20 protein-coding genes and 1 pseudogene are annotated in these 21116 nt (G+C 55.5%); 10 read left to right on the top strand and 11 right to left on the bottom strand.

Annotation, left to right across the window (positions count from 1 at the left end; translation table 11 throughout):
• Window positions 1–470: 470 nt before the first annotated feature.
• Complete coding sequence (locus ACXAH0_RS08590; RefSeq protein ID WP_475174236.1) at window positions 471–2279, top strand: EAL domain-containing protein; 1809 nt, start codon at window positions 471–473, stop codon at window positions 2277–2279.
• A 268-nt stretch (window positions 2280–2547) separates the two neighbouring features.
• On the opposite strand, the gene ACXAH0_RS08585 is transcribed toward ACXAH0_RS08590, so the two are convergent.
• The 4 genes from ACXAH0_RS08585 to ACXAH0_RS08570 all read right to left on the bottom strand — a co-directional run bounded on the left by ACXAH0_RS08585 (window position 2548) and on the right by ACXAH0_RS08570 (window position 4467).
• Window positions 2548–2733: a hypothetical protein gene (locus ACXAH0_RS08585; RefSeq protein WP_475190309.1), complete on the bottom strand. Its 186-nt coding sequence runs from the start codon at window positions 2731–2733 to the stop codon at window positions 2548–2550.
• Window positions 2733–3284 carry a hypothetical protein gene (locus tag ACXAH0_RS08580; RefSeq protein ID WP_475190307.1) on the bottom strand — a complete coding sequence of 184 codons (552 nt, stop codon included), beginning with the start codon at window positions 3282–3284 and terminating at the stop codon, window positions 2733–2735. Before ACXAH0_RS08580 ends, ACXAH0_RS08585 begins: the two co-directional genes overlap by 1 nt.
• Before the next feature lie 147 nt (window positions 3285–3431).
• A complete protein-coding gene (locus tag ACXAH0_RS08575; RefSeq protein WP_475190305.1) occupies window positions 3432–3713 on the bottom strand; it encodes a hypothetical protein in 282 nt (93 codons plus the stop codon).
• A 115-nt stretch (window positions 3714–3828) separates the two neighbouring features.
• Entirely contained in the window at window positions 3829–4467 is a 639-nt protein-coding gene (locus ACXAH0_RS08570; protein WP_475190304.1) for a hypothetical protein, read from the bottom strand.
• A 136-nt stretch (window positions 4468–4603) separates the two neighbouring features.
• Here ACXAH0_RS08570 and ACXAH0_RS08565 point away from each other — a divergent pair, with 136 nt between their 5' ends.
• On the top strand, window positions 4604–4858 hold the full coding sequence (locus ACXAH0_RS08565; protein WP_475190303.1) for a hypothetical protein: 255 nt from the start codon (window positions 4604–4606) through the stop codon (window positions 4856–4858).
• Window positions 4859–5003: 145 nt separating this feature from the next.
• On the opposite strand, the gene ACXAH0_RS08560 is transcribed toward ACXAH0_RS08565, so the two are convergent.
• The 3 genes from ACXAH0_RS08560 to ACXAH0_RS08550 form a co-directional block, all read right to left on the bottom strand.
• Entirely contained in the window at window positions 5004–5477 is a 474-nt protein-coding gene (locus ACXAH0_RS08560; protein ID WP_475190302.1) for a hypothetical protein, read from the bottom strand.
• 363 nt (window positions 5478–5840) lie between these two features.
• The gene (locus tag ACXAH0_RS08555; RefSeq protein ID WP_475190299.1) at window positions 5841–6167 is read right to left on the bottom strand and encodes a hypothetical protein; all 327 of its coding nucleotides are present in this window, start codon (window positions 6165–6167) and stop codon (window positions 5841–5843) included.
• Window positions 6168–6261: 94 nt separating this feature from the next.
• On the bottom strand, window positions 6262–7002 hold the full coding sequence (locus ACXAH0_RS08550) for a hypothetical protein (protein WP_475190642.1): 741 nt from the start codon (window positions 7000–7002) through the stop codon (window positions 6262–6264).
• Between ACXAH0_RS08550 and ACXAH0_RS08545 the strand changes: the two are divergent.
• A pseudogene (locus ACXAH0_RS08545) lies at window positions 6911–7680 on the top strand (IS5 family transposase). The gene ACXAH0_RS08550 and the pseudogene ACXAH0_RS08545 overlap by 92 nt on opposite strands.
• A gap of 77 nt (window positions 7681–7757) precedes the next feature.
• Here ACXAH0_RS08545 and ACXAH0_RS08540 read toward each other — a convergent pair.
• From ACXAH0_RS08540 to ACXAH0_RS08525, 4 genes are all read right to left on the bottom strand, one after another.
• Window positions 7758–8231, bottom strand: coding sequence for a hypothetical protein (locus ACXAH0_RS08540; protein WP_475190298.1), 474 nt, complete (start codon window positions 8229–8231; stop codon window positions 7758–7760).
• Window positions 8232–8820: 589 nt separating this feature from the next.
• Window positions 8821–9618, bottom strand: coding sequence for a glutamate racemase (gene murI / locus ACXAH0_RS08535; RefSeq protein WP_475172980.1), 798 nt, complete (start codon window positions 9616–9618; stop codon window positions 8821–8823).
• A gap of 5 nt (window positions 9619–9623) precedes the next feature.
• On the bottom strand, window positions 9624–10448 hold the full coding sequence (locus ACXAH0_RS08530) for an RNA methyltransferase (RefSeq protein WP_475172977.1): 825 nt from the start codon (window positions 10446–10448) through the stop codon (window positions 9624–9626).
• A 354-nt stretch (window positions 10449–10802) separates the two neighbouring features.
• Window positions 10803–12749: a PhoX family protein gene (locus ACXAH0_RS08525; RefSeq protein WP_475190297.1), complete on the bottom strand. Its 1947-nt coding sequence runs from the start codon at window positions 12747–12749 to the stop codon at window positions 10803–10805.
• Between the two features lie 469 nt (window positions 12750–13218).
• On the opposite strand from ACXAH0_RS08525, the gene ACXAH0_RS08520 reads away from it, so the two are divergent.
• The 7 genes from ACXAH0_RS08520 to ACXAH0_RS08490 all read left to right on the top strand — a co-directional run bounded on the left by ACXAH0_RS08520 (window position 13219) and on the right by ACXAH0_RS08490 (window position 20868).
• Window positions 13219–13707, top strand: a complete 489-nt coding sequence (locus ACXAH0_RS08520) for a DUF2267 domain-containing protein (RefSeq protein ID WP_475190294.1) — start codon at window positions 13219–13221, stop codon at window positions 13705–13707.
• A gap of 270 nt (window positions 13708–13977) precedes the next feature.
• Entirely contained in the window at window positions 13978–16194 is a 2217-nt protein-coding gene (locus ACXAH0_RS08515) for an NADP-dependent isocitrate dehydrogenase (protein WP_475190292.1), read from the top strand.
• A gap of 281 nt (window positions 16195–16475) precedes the next feature.
• On the top strand, window positions 16476–17171 hold the full coding sequence (locus ACXAH0_RS08510; RefSeq protein WP_475172971.1) for a hypothetical protein: 696 nt from the start codon (window positions 16476–16478) through the stop codon (window positions 17169–17171).
• Between the two features lie 40 nt (window positions 17172–17211).
• Window positions 17212–17913 (top strand): HAD family hydrolase, encoded by a 702-nt coding sequence (locus ACXAH0_RS08505; RefSeq protein ID WP_475190291.1) that lies wholly within the window; start codon window positions 17212–17214, stop codon window positions 17911–17913.
• A gap of 179 nt (window positions 17914–18092) precedes the next feature.
• A complete protein-coding gene (locus ACXAH0_RS08500; RefSeq protein WP_475190288.1) occupies window positions 18093–19310 on the top strand; it encodes an NADP-dependent isocitrate dehydrogenase in 1218 nt (405 codons plus the stop codon).
• 146 nt (window positions 19311–19456) lie between these two features.
• Window positions 19457–20065, top strand: coding sequence for an ABC transporter ATP-binding protein (locus ACXAH0_RS08495; RefSeq protein ID WP_475190286.1), 609 nt, complete (start codon window positions 19457–19459; stop codon window positions 20063–20065).
• On the top strand, window positions 20062–20868 hold the full coding sequence (locus tag ACXAH0_RS08490; RefSeq protein ID WP_475172961.1) for an ABC transporter permease: 807 nt from the start codon (window positions 20062–20064) through the stop codon (window positions 20866–20868). Before ACXAH0_RS08495 ends, ACXAH0_RS08490 begins: the two co-directional genes overlap by 4 nt.
• Window positions 20869–21116 lie beyond the last annotated feature (248 nt).

Genomic DNA, 21116 nt, shown 5'->3' with positions numbered 1-21116 from the left:
AGACGGCGCCGGCCGGATGCCCACGGGTGCGTAGTGCCGGGAGACAATCGCCTTCCGGACTGCGCGCTCTTACAGTGCTCCTTAAAAAAAGTCAACGGCCAGCCTGCCCCCTTGCCACCCCAGGCTTGATTCCTGCCTCGATTCGGTGCACGTAACGGCAGCTGTGAAATGCGCAATTTCTGCCAGTCGTAGAAATACAAACCTGCGTGCCGGGTGAAATTGCAAGTGAAACACAACGGCAACCACCGGAATTTGATTAACAATCTGAAAATTCAGACATTTGAATTTACCTCGACTGCAACCATTTATATATACTCAAATTTAATGCATACATTCAGGAAATATTAATCGCGATTTTTGACAATGACAATTAAACCGCGGCCAAGGCTAATATTTGCAGACGCTTCATAAACAGCGCATTATCCTAACGCCTCCGGACAGAAATGCCCGACTTGGTGGGAAGAGTGAGAATGACAACGGAACTGAAGACAACTCAAGCAACAGGACCGGATTCAAGCCGCACACATTTGCGTTCCGTTGAGGACATGATTGCGATCCTGGACTACCGGCTGCAGCCCATCGTCGACGCTGGCACCGGAGTTGTCTACGGTTATGAGACCTTGATCCGCGTGGACGGCCAGGACGAGCCGCATCATGCGGATACCCTCTATGACCTGGCTTTTGCACGGGGCTTCCTGCCCGAATTGGAAACATCCTTGTTCGAACGCGCCCTTCTGACCTTCAAGGCGTTGCGGATTGCACAGGGCACCAAATTGTATTTCCGGCTGGATGGGCGGGGGCTCGGCATCGACTCTCAAGACCCCCGCTTGCAGCTACCCTCCATTGCTGCCCGGTCGGGCGTGCAGGCCAACCAGGTCTGTATCGAATTCTGCGAACGGGACCAGCACGGCTTCACAGACCTGATGCAGGAGGCGATCGGCACCTTGCGCCAGCTTGGCTGCCTGATTGCGCTGGATGATGTTGGCCGGGGCTCTTCGGAATTGCGCCTCATCTACGAGCTTTCCCCCGACTATCTGAAAATCGACCGGTTGTCGCTGGAGGGGATCGACAGCGACCCGCGTCGCAAGCTCTTCGTGACCACCGTCGTCAATCTGGCCCATGTGCTGGGCGCCCGGGTGATTGCGGTCGGAATTGAGACCGAACGGGAATTCAAGGCCTGCCGGGATGTGGGCTGTGACATGATCCAGGGGGCTTATGTGGCCCCGCCCTTTGAGGGGAGCGCCTCGGCCAAGCTCTTCTACGATCACGTCCGGGCCCCCAGCAAGGGGCAACTGCATCGGGAAGAGCAGAACCGCATTCGCAGCGAATTGCTGCCCTTCCCGGCGATCCAGTTCGATGCCACGCTGGCCGAACTGCTGGAAATGGTGGTTCACAATCTCGACGGCACCGTCATTCCGGTTCTGGATTCAAACATGGAACCGCGCGGGCTGATCCACGAACGGGACCTCAAAGCCTATCTTTATGCGGGCAGCCAGGAAGAGACGGGCGAAAGACCGTCTCTCGACATTCCTCTGCAGTCTTTCGTGCGCCCATGCCCGATTGCCGATATCGATTCCAACGCCGATATGCTGCTGGTCACCTTCGCCTCGTCGATCAATTCCGATGGCATCATCATGACGGAGAATTTCCGCTATGCCGGGTTCCTGTCAGCCACATCTCTCCTGAAGATCATTCACGAGAAACGCCTTCAGGAGGCCCAGGACCAGAACCCGCTGACCCGGCTGCCCGGCAACAGCGCGGTGTCGCGCTATATTTCCGATGTCGCGCGCAAGAGCCAACTGGACCGGCATCTGTGTTACCTGGATTTCGACAATTTCAAGCCGTTCAACGACACTTATGGCTACAAGCAGGGCGACCGCGCGATCATCCTGTTCGGAGAGCTGCTGCAACGCCACCTGTCCGGCTCCGATATCTTCCACGGCCATATCGGCGGTGATGATTTCTTCACCGGGATCCAGAACACCGACCAGGAGGATGTGGCCGATCGCATGCTGAAGCTCAAACAGGCGTTCCGCCTGGACGTGGAGAGTTTTTATGAAGCCGAGCACAGGGAACTCGGCTATATCGAAGCTCAGGACCGGTTCGGCACCACCCGGCAATTCCCCTTGCTGGAATGTTCGGTTTCCATCCTCAGCCTGCCCCAGGGGCTAACGCTGCGCCCGAACGAGCTGAGCGAAGAAATCGCCGAACTGAAGATTGCCGCCAAACATTCCAAGACTGGCCTCGTGCTGAAGAAACTTCGCGAAGACGCGTCTTAGAGCCCGATTTAAGAGTAGTTGAGTGACATCATCCCAGGGCATCCGATCCTCCACATTCTTGTCAGAAGTGTTGCATCACAACCCTTGGATATCACTCAACTACTCTTAAATCGGGCTCTGACAAACTGAAAAGACTCCTTGGATCCATAACCACACCTCCGTCCATCCAGTGAATCAGAGATTACGCTCCAACGCGAGGTTTTTGCGGGCGTCCAGCTTTGCGGCATTCATATCCCTCGCCGCAACGATCCTGTGGCTCAAGTGAACGTCAACAGACCCTAGTCACATAAGAATATTTTTGTGTTGCAGTTGCGCCAACATTGACGGGTCCAATTTGTCGAGAAACGGTCAAACTCCCAAACTGTCCATAATCAACAACCGGACCAAGATCATCTTCTTTATAATAGTCAGTAGGATTTTTAGAACTAAACCTATTAGTAAAACTGCCGCCCATCAGAATCTCCGAATCAGTTCATTAATTATGTTCCGCGCATACTCTCGAACATTCTTTCCTTCTAGTTTTTTGTAGGACTCCCCATAGAAAAACAAAGAAATTGCATCCAGTACACACCTATAATTCTGATCTCTCGCAGAATTACTCGTATTGTTTACACCAACCGTTATTGGCCAGTCTTTAAATGGAAGGATAAAGACCAGGCACACATCAGATTTTCCCTTGAAAAAATCCGCCTCCTCTTGCGTCATCCCGGGGAGAAAACGTTTCACTTTGTCTAAATTTACAGCACCGCCAACCAAGTAATCAGCGCCAGAAAGAAAAATAAAATTTGCCGCGTTATTGTTTTCTGTCGAAAATTCTCCGAAAAATAAATAGGTCCAGATAATTGACCTCATAAAATCCTCGATTTCATCGTCCTCAAAGCTTGAATAAGGCTTTATTGGGCGGATTCCGTTTTCATTTGCAGCAAGTGCAAAACTGGAAAATGCAAACGTAATTGCTGCGACGCAAAGTGCAAATGCGAAGTTCAAGTATCGAAATTGTTTCATGATGTTCTGCTTTTAATTCCGTGAGATCTTTCGAACTGAAAAAATCGAAGTGAGATCGCGCGAGCCTGAGCTAAACAGCTTCAACATAATTCCCCCCAACTGTATTCATCCCAAAACGACGGAAAAACTGGTCGCTTTCTGCCGCGCTCATGCCATTAGTAACGTGGACCAGAATATATAGCTGCAGAGCCGTTCTTTAGTCCACAGGCGGACCGCCTGCATCAGCCGGAGGGCAACTTTACCTGCGAGCATCTTCCCGGAGAGCTGCCGGCTGATATTCAACGTCTGCACCGTCGCAATCAGCGCTCCAGACCCCAGGAAATACTCCCCCGCATGAACCGAGGCAAAGCCGTAGAGGCCATCTTCTGCAAGTGGCTTACTGCCGACTGGAACAGCATAGATCAGCCCGAACCGGTTCGGCTGTGCCATCGCCTTGTCGAAAATCGCGCGCGCTTTTGCTCCGGAAAACGGAATGTCACAGCCTTGCTCACCGAGTTCTGTGCAAACCTTCCCAACACAAAAGAAAAAATTACATCTCCGACACTCATACAGCAAAATCTTTCAAGAATAATTTGCTTATCAGCACCTTATTTTCACGCGAGCGAATAATATTAAATTTATATTTCAAATGTATTTTTTCAATATAATAATCTAAAATGTCTATTTTTACTGATGTTAAATTATTTTGTCTAAATTCACCCCTTACCTTTGCCTTTAGGAATTCCACATTACATTCTTTTACGGTCAGAATATTTGAACTCCTATCAAGATCAACGGTCAATTTCGAGTTAGAATATAATCGAAACCAAGAAAATAGAATAAAAGAAGTAAAAATATGGACAAAACCAATCTCATTAGCGTAACCGTTGAAAAACGATACGATGAGTACGATCACCGACATTAGAAAAAAATAAGAAAACAACTTGAAACCCACACCTGGAAACCTTTGCCTTAGCACCGTATTGGTTATATTTTTGTTTGTTATTTTCACTATATAAACACCTCCCTCGTGAAGCGAGGCAAAACCGTAGACACCGTCTTCGGAAGGCGGTTCCCCTCCTCCCGGCACGGCATAGATCACCCCGAACCTGTTCGGCTGTGCCATCGCCTTGTCGAAATTCGCACGCGCTTTTGCTTCGGAACACGAAATGTCGCGGAAGATCGCCTTCTGATGCGCCGGCAAGATAGGCACCCGCGCGGAAATCAGCCGCAGACCCGTCCTCCAACCGGACTACCATATTTCCTTTGGCCCGCGCCATATCTGCCGCGCCCGCCAAACGACCTGGCATCCTGCGCCGCGCCGCTCACCTGCGCAGACAGTGCCGTTTCGCCTGGACGTGGAGAGCTTTTATGAGGCCAAGCACAGGGAACTCGGCTATATCGAAGCTCAGGACCGGTTCGGCACCACCCGGCAATTCCCCTTGCTGGAATGTTCGGTTTCCATCCTCAGCCTGCCCCAGGGGCTAACGCTGCGCCCGAACGAGCTGAGCGAAGAAATCGCCGAACTGAAGATTGCGGCCAAACATTCCAAGACTGGCCTCGTGCTGAAGAAACTTCGCGAAGACGCGTCTTAGAGCCGGATTTGAAAGTAGTTGAGTGACATCATCCCAGGGCATCCGATCCTCCACATTCTTGTCAGAAATGTTGCATCACAACCCTTGGATATCACTCAAGTAGTCTTAAATCGTTTCTTAAGAAGGGAAGAATATTTACTTTACATCATTTAGCGCACTTTTTCCTAATTTTATCAATCTTTGTAAGGATCGCGGGCTCTAAATCACCCTTCATTACAAGCGATAGTTCGAATTTGTCATAAGAAACAATCTGAACGCCATTGCATTTTAAGTATTGGGTTTTTGATTTACCTTTTTGCGAGAGCCCATAAAAAGAAATACTCTTGGTTGCACCATTACCTCCGTATAAATCTACACGCTTTATTTCATCCAGAAAAATACTTTGCTCCACCCTAGATACAGCTTCTGGATGATTGCAGGTAGAATTTTGCTGTATGATTTTTAGTAAACACTGATTTATTTTGACTGTATATTTTGCATTTCCAAAGGTAAACATTGATTTTTCTATCAACTTACTCAACCCCTCGAAATCATCAGAACTCTCGACCGAATTCGTTTCTTGAAACAAATACAAAACAGTCAACAAAAACAAAAATGCAATTTTTCTTTGGTGAACCATCAAAAAAGCCCCTTTTTAACGCTCCAATGCACAAATACCTCGAGTAAAATTAGATTTTTGACCTCATGCGCTATCGAAATAAAAAATCCGGATATCAAGCATGGCATCCAAAACGCTCCAGTTTCGAACTTTCGCACTCAAGTAATTCCACTCCAACCTATTTTTATCTACTAAATTTGATCAAAAGCACTCGAAACATAGAGAACCTCAACATATTTCCCCCCAACTGTATTCATCCCAAATCGGCGAAAAAACTTGTCACTTTCCGCCGCGCTCATGCCATTGGTAACGTGGACCAGAATATGGCTGCAGCGCCGTTCTTTAGCCCACTGGCGGACCGCCTGCATCAGCCGGAGGGCAACTTTACCTGCGAGCATCTTCCCGGAGAGCTGCCCGCTGATATTCAACGTCTGCACCGTCGCAATCAGCGCTCCAGACCCCAGGAAATACTTCCCTCGCATGAACCGAGGCAAAGCCGTAGAGGCCATCTTCTGCAAGTGGCTTACTGCCGACTGGAACAGCATAGATCAGCCCGAACCGGTTCGGCTGTGCCATCGCCTTGTCGAAAATCGCGCGCGCTTTTGCTTCGCAAAACGGAATGTCGCGGAAGATCGTGTTCTGATGCGCTTCACGGGCGAGATAGACACCAGCGCGATAGTCCGCCTCGGACCCGTCCGCCAACCGGACCACCATAAAGTCCCGGATGCGCTGAAATTCTTAGAAGATAGATCATGATTATATTTTATAGTTTCCGCATGGATATATTTCTCATGATTACTTTTAATCATTTTGCGCAATCCCTTCGAATTGATTCAAGACTGTTCATCAAATTACGGTCTAAATCGCCCTTTACGAGAATTGAAAACTCGCCATCGTCATAGGAAACAACGCGCTTACCGTCACATTTTGTATATATAACTTTGGATTTACTTCTATTTTTGCTTTTTAAGAAATCTATAATTCTATATTCTTTGCGGCTACCTAACAATTGCAAATGATCGATTTCATCAAAAAAAATACTCGTTTCGACTTCGGAAACAGCGTCAGAATGCTCACAATCCGTGTTTTTTCGAGTAATTCTTACTAAACAATGCTTCGTCTCGATTGAATATTTTTCATCACTAAATATGAAAATCGACTCTTCTATCTTCCTGCCCAGATCTTTTGGATTTACTGATTCAGCAAAAGCAATTGGTGGCAGTAGAAACAGAAACGCACTCAATAAAATCGCGTATTTTTCTCCACAAAACCGCACCATTAATCTCCAGTTCGTTGTATTCTCTAGATGTCTAAGAGCCCAACTCGAAAAGAGTTGAGCGGTTTCAGTAGGTTGTGATTCAGTTCTGTTGCCAAACCGAACGGAGCCCCAAATGCCTTGGACTGAAACCGCCCGCCTGGAGTATCGGCGCAAGACGACGCGCTCTGCAAGTGATTTGACCGACCGGGAATGGGAGTTGATCGCGCCCTTCATGCCGCCGCCCAGGCGGCTCGGACGTCCTCGCACGACCGATCTGCGTGAGGTCATGAACGCGATCCTCTATATGGCGACGACGGGTTGTCAGTGGGTTCAATTGCCAAAGGACCTGCCGCCCTATTCGACGGTTCAACGTTATTTCTATGATTGGCGCGACAGCGGCCTGTTGCAGACGATCCGCTTCCACCTTGTCATGGACACGCGGGAACTGGAGGGGCGCGAAGCCAGCCCGACGGCCGGCGTGATCGACAGCCAGAGCGTAAAAACTACGGAAAGCGGTGGGGTTTGCGGATTCGATGCCCCCTCTCAGCGATGCTTCGCTTCGCCTGCCGGGCGATGGGTAAGAAGGTCAAGGGACGCAAACCGCATATTGTCGTCGATACCATCGGCCTCATGGTTGGCCTGGTCATTCATGGCGCCGATATTCAGGACCGCGACGGCGCTCCCGCCGTGCTTGCTTCCATCCGCCGGTCCTGTCCGTGGCTGCGGCACATATTCGCCGATGGGGGCTATCAGGGGCCGAAACTGCGTGGTGCGCTCGAGCGGGTCGGTGAATGGACGGTGGAGATCGTCAAGCGATCCGATACCGCAAAGGCTTTTGAAGTGTTGCCCCGCCGCTCGGTCGTCAAACGAACATTTACTTGGCTTGGACGCTGTCGGCGACTTGCAAAGGATTGGGACAAATCCATCGCCTCAGCCGAGGCATGGATCAACGTCGCCCATATCTGACTCACAACCAGACGTCTCGCAAGGTACTGCTATTATTCATAGAGTTTCGAGTCGGTCTCTAAGAGTAAATTTCAGTTTCAATCATTTGACGCCCCAAAGTAGTAGTCTACGGCCGCATCGACACTTTCGACACAACTCTTACTCTCTAGTAATTTTCTATCATATGGAAGCCTTACAATATAATTCACCAATCTATGTTCGTATGTATACTTTGCGATAACGCAAACCTCATCACCAACATTTAATTTATTTTCCTCGTTTTCATCCGAGGCAAATGTTTTTTCAAGTTCCTCTATAAATTCCAGCTCACTTTTTTCCAATGCAATGCTGTAACAATTGAAAATACGCCCGTCAGACCCGGCAAACAACATAGTTTTTCGCGCTTCCATCGAAATTAATTTAGATAATTTATTTGCATACCACGACCATTTTACTGAGCATACTTTCTCTTCATTTGCTGAGGCGAATTGAGCCGATAGACTGTCCATCAAAAAGAAAGAAAGAAAGAGTTTGAATAATGCTACTTTCCAATTCTCTTTTTTTATTTTCATTCTACACCCGATTTCTCATTTGAATTTCCCGACACAGTAGTGGTTGACAAAAATCAAAGATTTTTTTGACGGTTGCCATCTCATTTTGCTAAACGGAAGATGTATGAACTCTTGGATCTAGATAGAAGTTAGTCTTGGATTCCAAACGAGCAACAAGCCAACAAGTATCTGAAACCCTCCGTCACAAGAACTAATTACTAAGACAATCTGGAAAATTGCACTAAATGTTCAGTCACACTTTCCGTGGGCCCGGACAGATCACACCCGCTTCTGCCCGCCTTGCCCCAAGCCCCTCTGCTCACCCGAAACCGCCCCTCGCCTCAAGGGACGGCTAACGGTCAGAACTACCAGACGGCACCCCTCCTAAGCTTAACCAAACCTTAGCAATAGTACCAAACTGCGTACAACCGGAATTGTTCGATTTGCGGTTAGATTTCAAACTGACGTAGCGACGTCTGAGGGATGGTTGGTATGCGTTCGGATTGACAATTGTGTCACGAATTCTTGTTCATCCTTATCGTCAGGCGCCAACGGCTTCAACAGAGTGGGAGTAATTCAAATCGAAAAGAGTTGAGTTCTTAAAGCCATGTCAGCGCGTCAACTGAAGCCCGAACCCTGCCAGAAGCCGTTGCAGACCAGCATCGCTCGGCTTTGAGGTGAACACCGCCTCATCCGGCAAACCATGCCCCGTGGGAGCGGTCTTGCCCGCCAGAACACGCACCAGCTGCCGGGCAATGGCCTCAGCCGGGTCCAGCCAGTCAACCGGCCAGGGGGCTATCTTGCGGAACCGGTTGGCCAGAAACGGGTAATGGGTGCAGGCCAGCACCACGATGTCGGTCCGCCGGCTGTCCTGCTCCAGAAAACAGTCTGCGACTTCAGCGTGAAGCTCTGCATCCGGGACGGTGTTGCCGCGCAAATGCTGTTCCGCCAGTTCCGCAAGACGGTCCGAGCCCACCAGCCGCACGTGGCATTGGCCCGCAAAACTCTCAATCAGGGTCCGCGTATAGGCCCGGCGCACGGTGCCCGGCGTCGCCAGAACGGAAATCAGCCCGGAGGAGGTACGCTCCGCCGCCGGTTTGATTGCCGGAACGGTGCCCACAAAAGGCGTTTCAGGATGGGCCGCGCGCAGCGCCTCCCCCGCCAGGGTGAAGGCTGTGTTGCAGGCGATCACCACCGCTTTGGGCCGGTGGATCGCGATAAGGTCAGAAAAAAGCGCCAGCAAGCGGGCTTTCAAGTCTGCTTCCGGCCAGCGGCCAATCGGGAACGCGGCATCATCAGCCACATAAAGCAGGCGCTCATAGGGCAAAAGATAGCGGGCTTCGCGCAGAACCGTCAGGCCGCCAAGGCCGGAATCAAAAATCAGAACCGGCGCCTGCCTGTCCACCACCGGCCCTACTCCCCGCTGCCGTCCGGGCCACCTGCCCCGCCCCGGTCCTTGCGCGGCCGGGTCTCGCGCTTTTCCAGCGAGGCGATCACACCGCGCAGCGCGCGCACTTCCTGCTCCGTCAACTCCGCCTTCTGGAAGATATTGCGCAAGGTGCGCACCATATGCGGGCGGCGTTCCGGCGGACGGAAAAAGGTCGCGTTGTCCAGCGCCCCTTCCAGATGCTCGAAAAAGCGCACCACATCTTCCTTTTTCGCCGGAGGATGCTCGTCTTCCGACAACAGGAACGGCAGCGCGCCGGAGGTGGCCGTCTTTCGCCATTCATAGGCGCAGACCAGCACGGCCTGGGCAATGTTCAACGAGGCGAAATCCGGGTCGACCGGCAGAGTGACAATCTCGTCTGCCAGCGCGATTTCCTCATTGTTGAGCCCCCAGCGCTCCCGCCCGAACAGATAGCCACTCGCATGGCCTTTCCGGCCGAGGTCCACAACCTTTTCAGCTGCCTCATCGGGACCGCGCACCGGCTTGGGCACTTCCCGGGAGCGCGCGGTGGTCGCATAGACAAATTGCAGATCGGCGATGGCTGCCTCGACGCTGTCAAAGACCTGCACCTTGTCGATCACATGGTCCGCCCGGCTGGCCGCGGCCCGTGCCTTGTCGCTCGGCCAGCCGTCCCGCGGATTGACGATCCTGAGATCCACCAGCCCGAAATTGGCCATGGCCCGCGCGGCCGTGCCGATATTCTCCCCCAGTTGGGGCTCGCACAGGATCACCGCAGGCGGCCGGACCGTCACGGCCCTGGCTTCGTCTCTGATAAATGCATTCTTGCTCATAACGCGGGGTTTAGAGCATTTTGAGCGCCAGGAAAACGGTTGAGACCGGTTTTCACCCGGCGCTCCTTCTATCTCCCTGGAGAGATCCACACCGCCGTATTTGTGATCCCTGCGCATGAAAGGAACCCAGCCCCGCTCACGGGCTCGCAAAAAGGCTGCGAAGTGCTCGGTCCCGGATCTCCGCTTTGCTGCGTCCGGGACGGCAACAGACCCCAAAGGCCGATACAGATCCGCAAACGGACTGCCTGACCTGAGCTGGTAAATGGAAACGGCAAACCATAAAAGCCTGCTGATGCTCAAGAATTTGCCGGTCCCGCCTGTTGCGGGACCGGCTTTTTCGGGAAGGCGAATGCGTCAGACTTTTGCGGGCAGACCGGTCAAGTAGCCGACGGCCGCCCCGAGCTTGCCGTGGGCGTCGGCATAGTTCTGTTCGATGAACGGCTCAAGCAGCTCATGGACCTTGGCGTGCAGGCCGCCCGTGACCTTGCCGGTCGCCTTGTCCTTCTTCAGTTCCCAGTCGCCCGGATGCTGGAAGTTGCTCATGATGTAGGTGAACCCGTTCACCTTGTCGACGGCGTGAAGGCCGGTGGATTCCGCACCGGCCGGGGTCGACAGGATACGGGTCAGTTCCTGAGTGTCGACATTATAGGCCCACAGGAAATTGTTCACATGCATGCCGCTGTCTTCACCGATGAACAAGGTGCGCATGTCCTCGTTGAACTTGATATTGTCCGGGTTGGCCACAAGATCGGGATCAGCGTAGTTGCCAAGCTCATCCTGTTGGGCCAGATCCTTGCCGACGACCACTGCATAAGTGTGAACCGGCACCCATTCGCTGTTGATTGCAGCGCCCTGGTCGTCGACCTGACCGCCCTCCAGCTTGTGCCCATAGACGATCCCCGCCGCTGGCCCTTCGACACGCACGCCCCCGGAGCCGTCCTTCATCGCGCCCTTGATGTAGCTCATGGCCGAATAGGCGATCTTGTCCCTGGCGTTGACCGTGGTGCCTTCCATCTTGGTAAAGCCCAGGCTGCCGCCCTTGACGGCCGCATAGCGGTGGGTTTCCAGAAAGGCAGCCGCCTTGTCCTGCCCGTCCACGAATTTGACCCACTGGGTCTTGCCGCTGAACGGAATGCGGGAGTAGCTGCCGTCTCCCGGGTCTTCGGTTTTGACATCGACAATGTCGGCGGCGGTCAGTGTGTCGGCCAGGGCCTTGATCTCATCACTGGTCGCATGGCCCAGATTGATCCAGGTGAGATCCGCCGTACCGCCATTTTCCGCCGTCAGCTGGTTCCACTTGGCCACATAAAGCGTGCCCGCATCAAGTTTGCGCGGTTCATCGGCAACAAACATGAACAAGCCGCCATTGGTGGCGTCATCGCCCATGAGCGCAGTGCGCTCGTCCGGCATCACCTGAACCAGCTCGTGGGAAATACGTCCCATGCAATAGTGCTTGGCAATGGTGCCGGTTCCATCCGGATGCACTGTGACTTCCGGCATATGTCCATAGTGATAGGGATTGGCCTTGTCCGCATCGCCATAAAGGTTCTTGCTATAGGCTTGGAAGGTCTTGTCCGTCTTGGCCTTGGTCGCGTCAGGCTCGTACTCCTCGCTCGACAGATGAGTGTTCCAGGGGGTGATGCTGGCGCCGCATGTGGTCCAAAGACCGTTGATCGGGCTGCTGTCCACCGGAAAATATTTGACGAGTTTCAGATGGCCGGTCTGCGGGTCCTGGTCCAGGGTCAGGACAGCCATGGGCGCCGGAAGCGTTTTGTAGGTGTTCTCGCCCGCAGCGTTTTCGCTCATATATTCAAACTGAACAACGTGGAAAACCGGATTGCCGGACACCCCGTCCACATTGGCATTTTCCAGCGTCAGGAGACTGCTGCCATCCGGGCAATCGGAGAAGAATTGCGGCTTTACGTCCCCTTCGGCCGAGGCGTCCAGGATCGGCTTGTTGTTGATGTCATAATAGCCGCCGGCGATGACCGTGCCGCCCTTGCCGTCCGGCACGCTCTGGCCGGTCACGAAAAAGGGCTGATAGCCAAGGTCGAAGCGCTTGGTGCTGCCGTCGGTAAACGTGACATCCATTGCCGATTTGACCAGCGTTTTCGCCATCTCGTCCGGCGCTTCCATAGACGGCGCGTCCATGCCGACAAACCGGGCGGACTTCAAGCTTGCCGAAACCGCATCCTGTGCGCCGAAGATGGACCCGATGGTACCGGCCGCAAGCGGCAGAACAGGCAGGCTTGCAGCCAATTTGAGCGCGTCCCGCCGGGACAAATCAATCTTGCCTTTCATCATATTGCTCCAATGATGATGGGTTGAGATAGAAAGCTGTGTGTCTGTCGATGGGAACGAAGGCAGGTGTTGTCTTGTTTGCGGCGATGGGACCACCGGTTTATGACGCGAGGGTGTCGATTAAATTTAATTAATACTTTGAACAGAAGCTTAGTTTTTGTAGCCGCCAAATAATTTTTGCTTTTCCAAAAAACTATTTCCAAAAAAGGCTAGACCAAAGAAGAATCTTACTTAAAGGCCCGGACCCAAAGGACTTTAAGGCGGTGATCAAGGCCATGACCACATCGGATTTGCCGCTCCAAAGCCGCAAAATGCCCTCAGGCTGCAGGGTGAAAAGGGCAGATTTTTAAGCTTCGCGCCCAAGGCCAGGCTGAACAATAATTAATGTCATCGGCCGTCTCCGCCGCCCTCCCGGCCCGCTATTCGCACATATTCAACCCTGCCACGAGGGGATGACACAGGAGGCCTTTTGCTCGAGAGTGGCCGCAAATTGCCCTTCGAAAGCCCCGAGCCCATGCCCATGCCACAAACCTATTTTCTCGCCTCTCGGGACTTCGACGCCTTTATTCAGGATGTGCGCGACACCTGCATGTTGCAGACCCACCATCAGGCTTATCACACGCTCCGGGCGGTTCTGCACACGTTCCGGGCCCATCTCACCGTCAAAGACGCCCTGCGCTTCGCCAATATCCTGCCCGCCGTCACCCGGGCAATTTTCGTTGAGGACTGGAGCCCGCAGGACCCACCGCTTCCTTTTCCGGAGCGGGCTGAGCTGATCCGGGAGGTCAAGTCTGTGCGTAAGGATCACAATCTCGCGCCTGACACGGCAATTGGGGATGTGGCCGCAGCGCTCAGGCGATCCTCGATGGATGAAAAAGACCTGGACCGGGTCCTGGCGGCATTGCCGGAAGCAGCCCGGGCGTTCTGGGCAGGGCCGGCTGCCCAAACAGCTCCATAAGAGGCCTGCCCGCCTGACAGCTTTGCCAAACCGCGACAGTCCACAGCCGGTCCCCTTGTGCAACCCGATAGACGTGCAACCCGATAGACTTTTCACACCCGTTTGCTAGAACGGGCCAGCATCAGCCGTCTTTGTCTTTTGAAGGGCTGGCAATTGATTGCGTACAAATGTATACGCCTGTCGGACCCCGTCCGGAACGGCCCCGCCCGTTTCCGCAGACGGCTATTCAAACTCTGGACCAAATGTCGAACACCGGGAACTGTGAGAACCATGGCCGATATCATCTACACCAAGGTCGACGAAGCGCCTGAACTGGCAAGCGCCTCGTTCCTGCCCATCATCCGCGCCTTTACAAAGGCTGCGGGACTGAGCATCGGCACCCGGGACATTTCCCTTGCAGCCCGCATTCTGGCCGCCTTTCCCGAGCACCTGAGCGATGCACAGAAACAGTCCGACGATCTGGCCGAACTCGGCAAACTGGTCAAAGAGCCCAGCGCCAATGTGATCAAGCTGCCGAACATTTCCGCCTCCCAGCCCCAGCTGAATGCCGCCATCAAGGAGCTTCAGGGTCAGGGTTACAAGCTGCCCGACTATCCGGCTGATGCCGCAACAGACGAAGACAAGGCCGTCAAGGCCAGGTATGACGCCATCAAGGGCTCGGCCGTGAACCCGGTTCTGCGTGAAGGCAATTCCGACCGCCGCGCCCCGAAGGCAGTCAAGGAATATGCCAAGAAGAACCCGCACCGGATGGGCGAATGGCTGCCCTCGTCCAAGACCCATGTTGCCACCATGGGCGCGGATGACTTCCGCTCCAACGAAAAGTCCGTCACCATCTCAGCCGCCTCCGCCGGCACGGCCCGGATCGAATTTGTGGGCCAAAACGGCGATGTGACCGCCCTGAAAGGCGACTGGCCGCTTGAGGAAGGCGACGTCATCGACGGCACCTTCATGAGCGTCAAGGCTCTGAAAACCTTCCTGGAAAAGGAAATTCAGGACGCCAAGGACCAGGGCATCCTGTTCTCCCTGCACATGAAGGCGACGATGATGAAGGTCTCTGACCCGATCATCTTCGGCCATTGTGTCGAGGCCTTCCTGAAGGACGTGTTTGCCAAACATGCCGCCACCTTTGCCGACCTTGGCGTCAACCCGGATCTTGGAATTGGCGATCTGGAGGCCAAGGTAGCCAGCCTTCCTGCAGACAAACGCGCGGAGGTTGAGGCCGACCTGAAAGCGGCTCTGGACACCGGCCCGGCCATGTACATGGTCAACTCCGACAAGGGCATCACCAACCTGCATGTCTCTTCCGATGTGATCATCGATGCGTCCATGCCCGCGCTGATCCGCGCAGGCGGCAAAGGCTGGGGGCCGGACGGGAAGGAAGGCGATGCCAAATGCGTCATTCCGGACAGCTCCTATGCGGGCGTCTATTCCGCCGTTATTGATTTCTGCCGGGAAAACGGCGCCCTCGATCCGGCCAAAATGGGCACCGTGCCCAATGTGGGCCTGATGGCCCAGAAGGCCGAGGAATACGGCTCCCACCCTCAGACCTTCAAGGCCCCCGCCAACGGCACCATCCGCGTGGTCGATGCGGCCGGCACGCCCCTGATTGAGCACACGGTGGAAGCTGGCGACATCTGGCGCGCCTGCCGCACCAAGGATGCCCCGATCCGGGACTGGGTGAAACTTGGCGTCACCCGCGCCCGCCTGTCCGGCATGCCGGGTGTCTTCTGGCTCGACAAGACCCGCGCCCATGATGCGGAGCTGATCAAAAAGGTAGAGGCCTATCTGCCGGAGCACGACACGACCGGCCTGGACCTGAAGATCATGGCCCCCGCGGAAGCCGCCGCGTATTCCACGGCGCGCATTGCCAAGGGCGAGGATACGATCTCTATCACCGGCAACGTGCTGCGCGACTACCTGACCGATCTCTATCCGATCCTGGAAGTCGGCACCTCTGCCAAGATGCTGTCCATCGTGCCGCTGATGAATGGCGGCGGCCTGTTTGAAACCGGTGCGGGCGGCTCCGCCCCCAAACATGTGCAGCAGCTGCAGGAAGAAAACTACCTGCGCTGGGATTCGCTTGGCGAGTTCTGTGCCCTTGGCGCCTCGCTCGAACATTTGTCCAATGTCACCGGCAATGCCAAGGCCCAGCTTCTGGCCGAGGCCCTCGACACAGCCATTGAGCAGCTGCTCGACAATGATAAGTCCCCGGCCCGCCGGGTTGGCGGCCTCGACAACCGCGGCAGCCATTTCTACATCGCCCTTTACTGGTCCAAGGCCCTGGCCGCCCAGGACACGGATGGGGAGCTGAAAGCGCATTTCTCGCCAATTGCCGACGCGCTCTCCGCCAATGAAGACAAGATCGTTGGTGAACTGAACGGGGTTCAGGGCAGCCCGGCCGACACCGGCGGATATTACCATGCGCCTCAGGCCAAGGTTGACGCGGTGATGCGCCCCAGCGCAACGCTGAACGGCATCATTGACTGACCCTAAGGAACATCAGCAAGACAGAAAGGGCGGCTCTGGCCGCCCTTTTTTCAAAAGGCGCGTCGAAGCGGAGCTTCCTGTGCGGCCTGAAAGCAAGGACATCGCAGCCCTCCAGTGTTTGAGAGCCAAATGCGGTTCACCGGATTTGCCTTTTGCGGCCTGAAATCCCACATTTGACCGCAAGAGACAAAGGGGGTGAAACCGGAAGACCGCGGCTCGCCCGTCGCAGGAAAGATGCGATACGCTCAAAGTGATTCAACCAGACTTCAGGGACTGTTTCCGTGACCACCGAAAAGCGCAACTATGCCAGAACCGTCACCAACGGCGCCAAGGAGGAATTTACGATCCGGACCCCGGCGGACGATCCGCGTGATCTCAACTGGTGGGCCGATACCTGCCTGATGTTTCAGGCCTTGAGCGACGGTGACATGTCGACCCTTCAGTCCGGTGTCAAACTGATTGACGAGGACGATATCCCGGTCATCGTGACAGAAACGGACAGCGTTACGGATGAGCTTTACACCCGCCTGTCCTTTCTGGGCTACATGCAGCTTGACCCGGACGCGCTTCCCGAGGAAGTGGCCGAGCTCCTGCACTCTCATACGGTGACGGAGTACGGGCAGAAACATCTGCCAGACTTTTTCGGTGCCCAGCTGTCACTGGAAGAGCAACTGGACGGAAATCTGGCCGCCCTTCGTACCTTCATGGAAGCCTATGCTCCCATGTGGGACTATCAGGACACCCTGCCCCTTGACCATCTGCTGGCGCTTCGCCATTTTTTCTCCCATCCAAAACACGCTCTCAAAAATGACTTGGAGGGCGACACCTCAAAGATCTTCGAGCTGTTTAAGGACCTCGGTCTTGTAAACGAAGTGGAAGACAAAAATCTGGTGGCCCCCAGCCTGTTCGGCGCCACCACCATTCCATTCCTGCTGGACATCCTGATCCACGCAAAAGGCGGCGACCGGCTGCATTGATGCCCCGCGAGTGCTGCACGTCCTCCAAGAAGGCCCCAGAATGAAAACCGCCATCAGCGCCATATTGTTCGACAAGGACGGCACGTTGCTCGACTTTGACGAAGCCTGGATCCCGGCCTATGACACGGCCTCCCTGTTTGCCGCCAAGGGGGATGCGGCCCTGGCCGAGCGGTTTTTGGCGGCGACCGGCCTGAACCGGGCCAGCGGCACCTGTGCGGCCGGATCGCTGCTGGCGGCCGGAAATTCGGCCGAAATCGCCGCCGCCTGGATCGCCCTTGGCGCCGCGTTTCCCGCTGACAGTCTGGCGGCAGAGCTCGACCGCATCTTCAGCGAACGCATGACCGGCGCCCCGGCCCTGCCCGGTCTTGCCGGCGCCCTGGATGTTCTGAAAGACAGGGGCTTGCGGCTAGGTGTCGCCTCAAGTGACAGCGAAACGGCCATCCGCAAGTTCCTGACCGGAAGCGGCCTGATCTCCCGGTTCGAGTTCCTGTGCGGCTATGACAGCGGCCATGGCCCCAAGCCCGAACCCGGCATGGTGCATGCCTTTGCGAAGGCCACCGGCCTGCCCCCGGCCAGAATTGCAGTCATCGGCGACAACACCCATGACCTGCACATGGCCAGATCCGCCGGGGCCGGACTGGCGCTTGGTGTGCTCACCGGCACGGGCAGTCATGCAGACCTGGCACCGCTGGCCGATGCGGTGCTGACCAGTGCCGCAGACCTGCCCATTTTTTTGACATGACCACCAGACAGGTGCAACCGGCTTGCCCGGACAGCGCTGGTCTTGCGCATTCGTCTTTTATTGTATACAAGCGCACACAATAAAATTCCGCTACAAATCGGTGTCATAGTCCCGGGCACATCCCGGTCTGCGGACCGGTTCACCGTTCCAGTCCCCAAATCCCGCGAGGCAGTTCCCCAATGGCAAAGATCAAAGTTGATAATCCGGTTGTCGAGCTCGACGGCGACGAGATGACCCGCATCATCTGGGCCTTTATCAAGGACAAGCTGATCCACCCCTATCTAGACGTGGATCTGCTCTATTATGACCTGTCGATTCAGAAGCGCGACGAGACCGACGATCAGATCACGGTCGACGCGGCGGAGGCGATCAAAGAACACGGGGTCGGCATCAAATGCGCCACCATCACCCCGGACGAAGCCCGCGTGGAAGAATTCGGCCTGAAGCGCATGTACCGATCGCCAAATGGCACGATCCGCAACATTCTGGGCGGGGTGATCTTCCGCGAGCCGATCATCATGCAGAACGTGCCGCGTCTGGTGCCGGGCTGGACCCAGCCGATCATTGTTGGCCGTCACGCCTTTGGCGACCAGTACCGGGCCACGGACTTCACTTTCCCCGGCAAGGGCAAGCTGACCATCAAATTTGTCGGCGAAGACGGCACGGAAATCGAGCGCGACGTCTTTGACGCCCCTTCCGCCGGTGTGGCCATGGCCATGTACAATCTGGACGATTCGATCCGCGACTTTGCCCGCGCGTCCATGAACTACGCCCTGCAGCGCAAGGTGCCCTGCTATCTCTCCACCAAAAACACGATCCTGAAAGCCTATGATGGCCGCTTCAAGGACCTGTTCCAGGAGACCTATGAGGCCGAATTCAAGGAAAAATTCGCCGATGCGGGCATCTGGTACGAGCACCGGCTGATCGACGATATGGTCGCCTCGGCCCTCAAATGGTCCGGCGGCTATGTCTGGGCCTGCAAGAACTATGACGGCGACGTCCAGTCCGACACGGTGGCGCAGGGCTTCGGTTCTCTCGGCCTGATGACGTCGGTTCTGATGACCCCGGATGGCAGAACGGTCGAAGCCGAGGCCGCCCATGGCACGGTGACCCGCCACTTCCGCCAGCACGAAAAGGGCGAAAGCACCTCCACCAACTCCATCGCCTCGATCTTCGCCTGGACGCGGGGCCTTGCCCACCGGGCCAAGCTTGACGGCAATGACAAGCTGGCCCGCTTTGCCAAGACCCTGGAAACCGTATGCATCAACACGGTGGAAGCTGGCTATATGACCAAGGATCTGGCCCTTCTGGTCGGCCCCGAGCAGGCCTGGCTGACCACCACCGGCTTCCTGGACAAGATCGACGAGAACCTGTCCAAGGCCATGGCGGACCGCTGAGACCAACCGCTCGACAAAAGTTGCGGGACACCCTTTCCAAGACGGACGTCCCGCCTCTTTCGACCTGTCGCCCCTTGGGCAGAAAGCCGATTGTCCCCTGCTTCCGTCCGCTGTAGCATTCGGGCATTGTGAGGGAGACAACCACGGTGCTGTCCATCAAGCAGTTGCGCACAGCACTGATCGGCCCGCTCGATCTTGACCTTCGCGAAGGCACCTGTACTGCCATTCACGGCCCGTCCGGTGCGGGCAAATCCCTATTCTTGCGCGCCATTGCTGATCTTGACGACAATTCCGGCGCCATCTGCCTGAACGGCCTCCCCAGATCCACGTTCTCTGCGCCCGGCTGGCGGCGCAAGGTCGCCTATGTGCCAGCCGAAAGCGGCTGGTGGGCGGACCGGGTCGCAGACCACTTTGCCGGGCAGGACGGTCTAGCCCCGTTGCTGGACGCCGTCGGGCTGAAAAAGGCCCTGTCCTGGCAGGTCAGCCGCCTGTCCACCGGAGAAAGGCAACGCCTTGCCCTGATCCGGGCCCTTCAGCTCCAACCAAATGTGCTTTTGTTGGATGAACCTACCTCGGCCCTGGACCCGCCAACCACCGCCAAGGTGGAAGCGCTGCTGCGGGCGCAGATGGAGGCCCAATGCACGATCCTTATCGTCACCCATGACCCGGATCAGCCCGCCCGCCTGGGGGCCCGGCAGATGCGCATGCGCTCAGGGCGTCTGGAGCCATCTGCGCCTGGAGAGGCTGCGGCATGACCAGCTATGTAACACTCTCCTATTGGGATCTCGCGGCAGCGTCGGTCTTTTTGCTTGTAAATGCCGGTCTATCTCTTGCCCTCAGCCTCGGGCTCACCAGAACGCTGGTTGTTTCGGCACTGCGCATGACCGTTCAGTTGCTGCTTGTGGGACTTGTTCTGAAGGCGATCTTCTTCACCGCCTCCTTCTGGTGGACCCTGCTGGCCGCCGCCGTAATGGGCGCGTTCGCGGCCCGGGAAATCTGGGCCCGGCAGGACCGGCGCCTGTCCGGCCTGTGGGGCCCCGCCTTTGGCAGCGGGGCCTTGCTTCTGGCCGGAATTCTGGTCGCCGCCTATGCGCTGGCCGGACAGATCCGCCCTGATCCGGTCTGGCTGCCGCAATATTCGCTGCCCCTGTTCGGCATGATCCTGGGCAGCACCATGACCGGCATCAGCCTTGGCCTCGACACTTTGCACACGGCTCTTTTCAAGGGAAAGATGGAAGTGGAAGCGCAGCTTCTGCTGGGCAGGACCCGCTGGGAAGCCACCCGGCCCTGCCTGCGCGCTGCGCTGCGCTCAGGCTTCACACCGATCATCAATGCCATGGCCGCAACCGGCGCTGTCTCGCTGCCCGGCATGATGACCGGCCAGATCCTGTCCGGCATTGATCCGCAGGAAGCCGTCAAATACCAGCTGATGATCATGTTTCTGCTTGGCGGAGCCACCGGTCTGGGCGTTCTGACAGCAACCTTTGCAAGCCTGTGGCGGCTGACCGATGCGCGGCACAGGCTCCGGCTGGACCGGTTGACGGGAGGCCTCTCATGATCACTCTTTATGGTTCTGATTCACTACTGTCCGGGAAAATTCTGATTTAGGATAAAAAAGGTCCGTTTTGTAAGGAGATCGTCTAGAATCTTGGTTGCAACGCCTGATTCAGAATCTCTCCCAAAAACGGACCCAAGAATGACCCTAAGCGTTTTTCATCAGATCATAAAGCATCTTCCCCGCCGCCAGATCAATTCCCTCACCGCAGCCTATGCGAGTGACAAATGGTGTAAGCGATTTTCCACTTT

The organism is Roseibium sp. AWQ4_290, from assembly GCF_056160985.1.
Note: the sequence above shows the minus strand (reverse complement) of the source record. Positions and strands in the feature narration are given on the sequence as shown.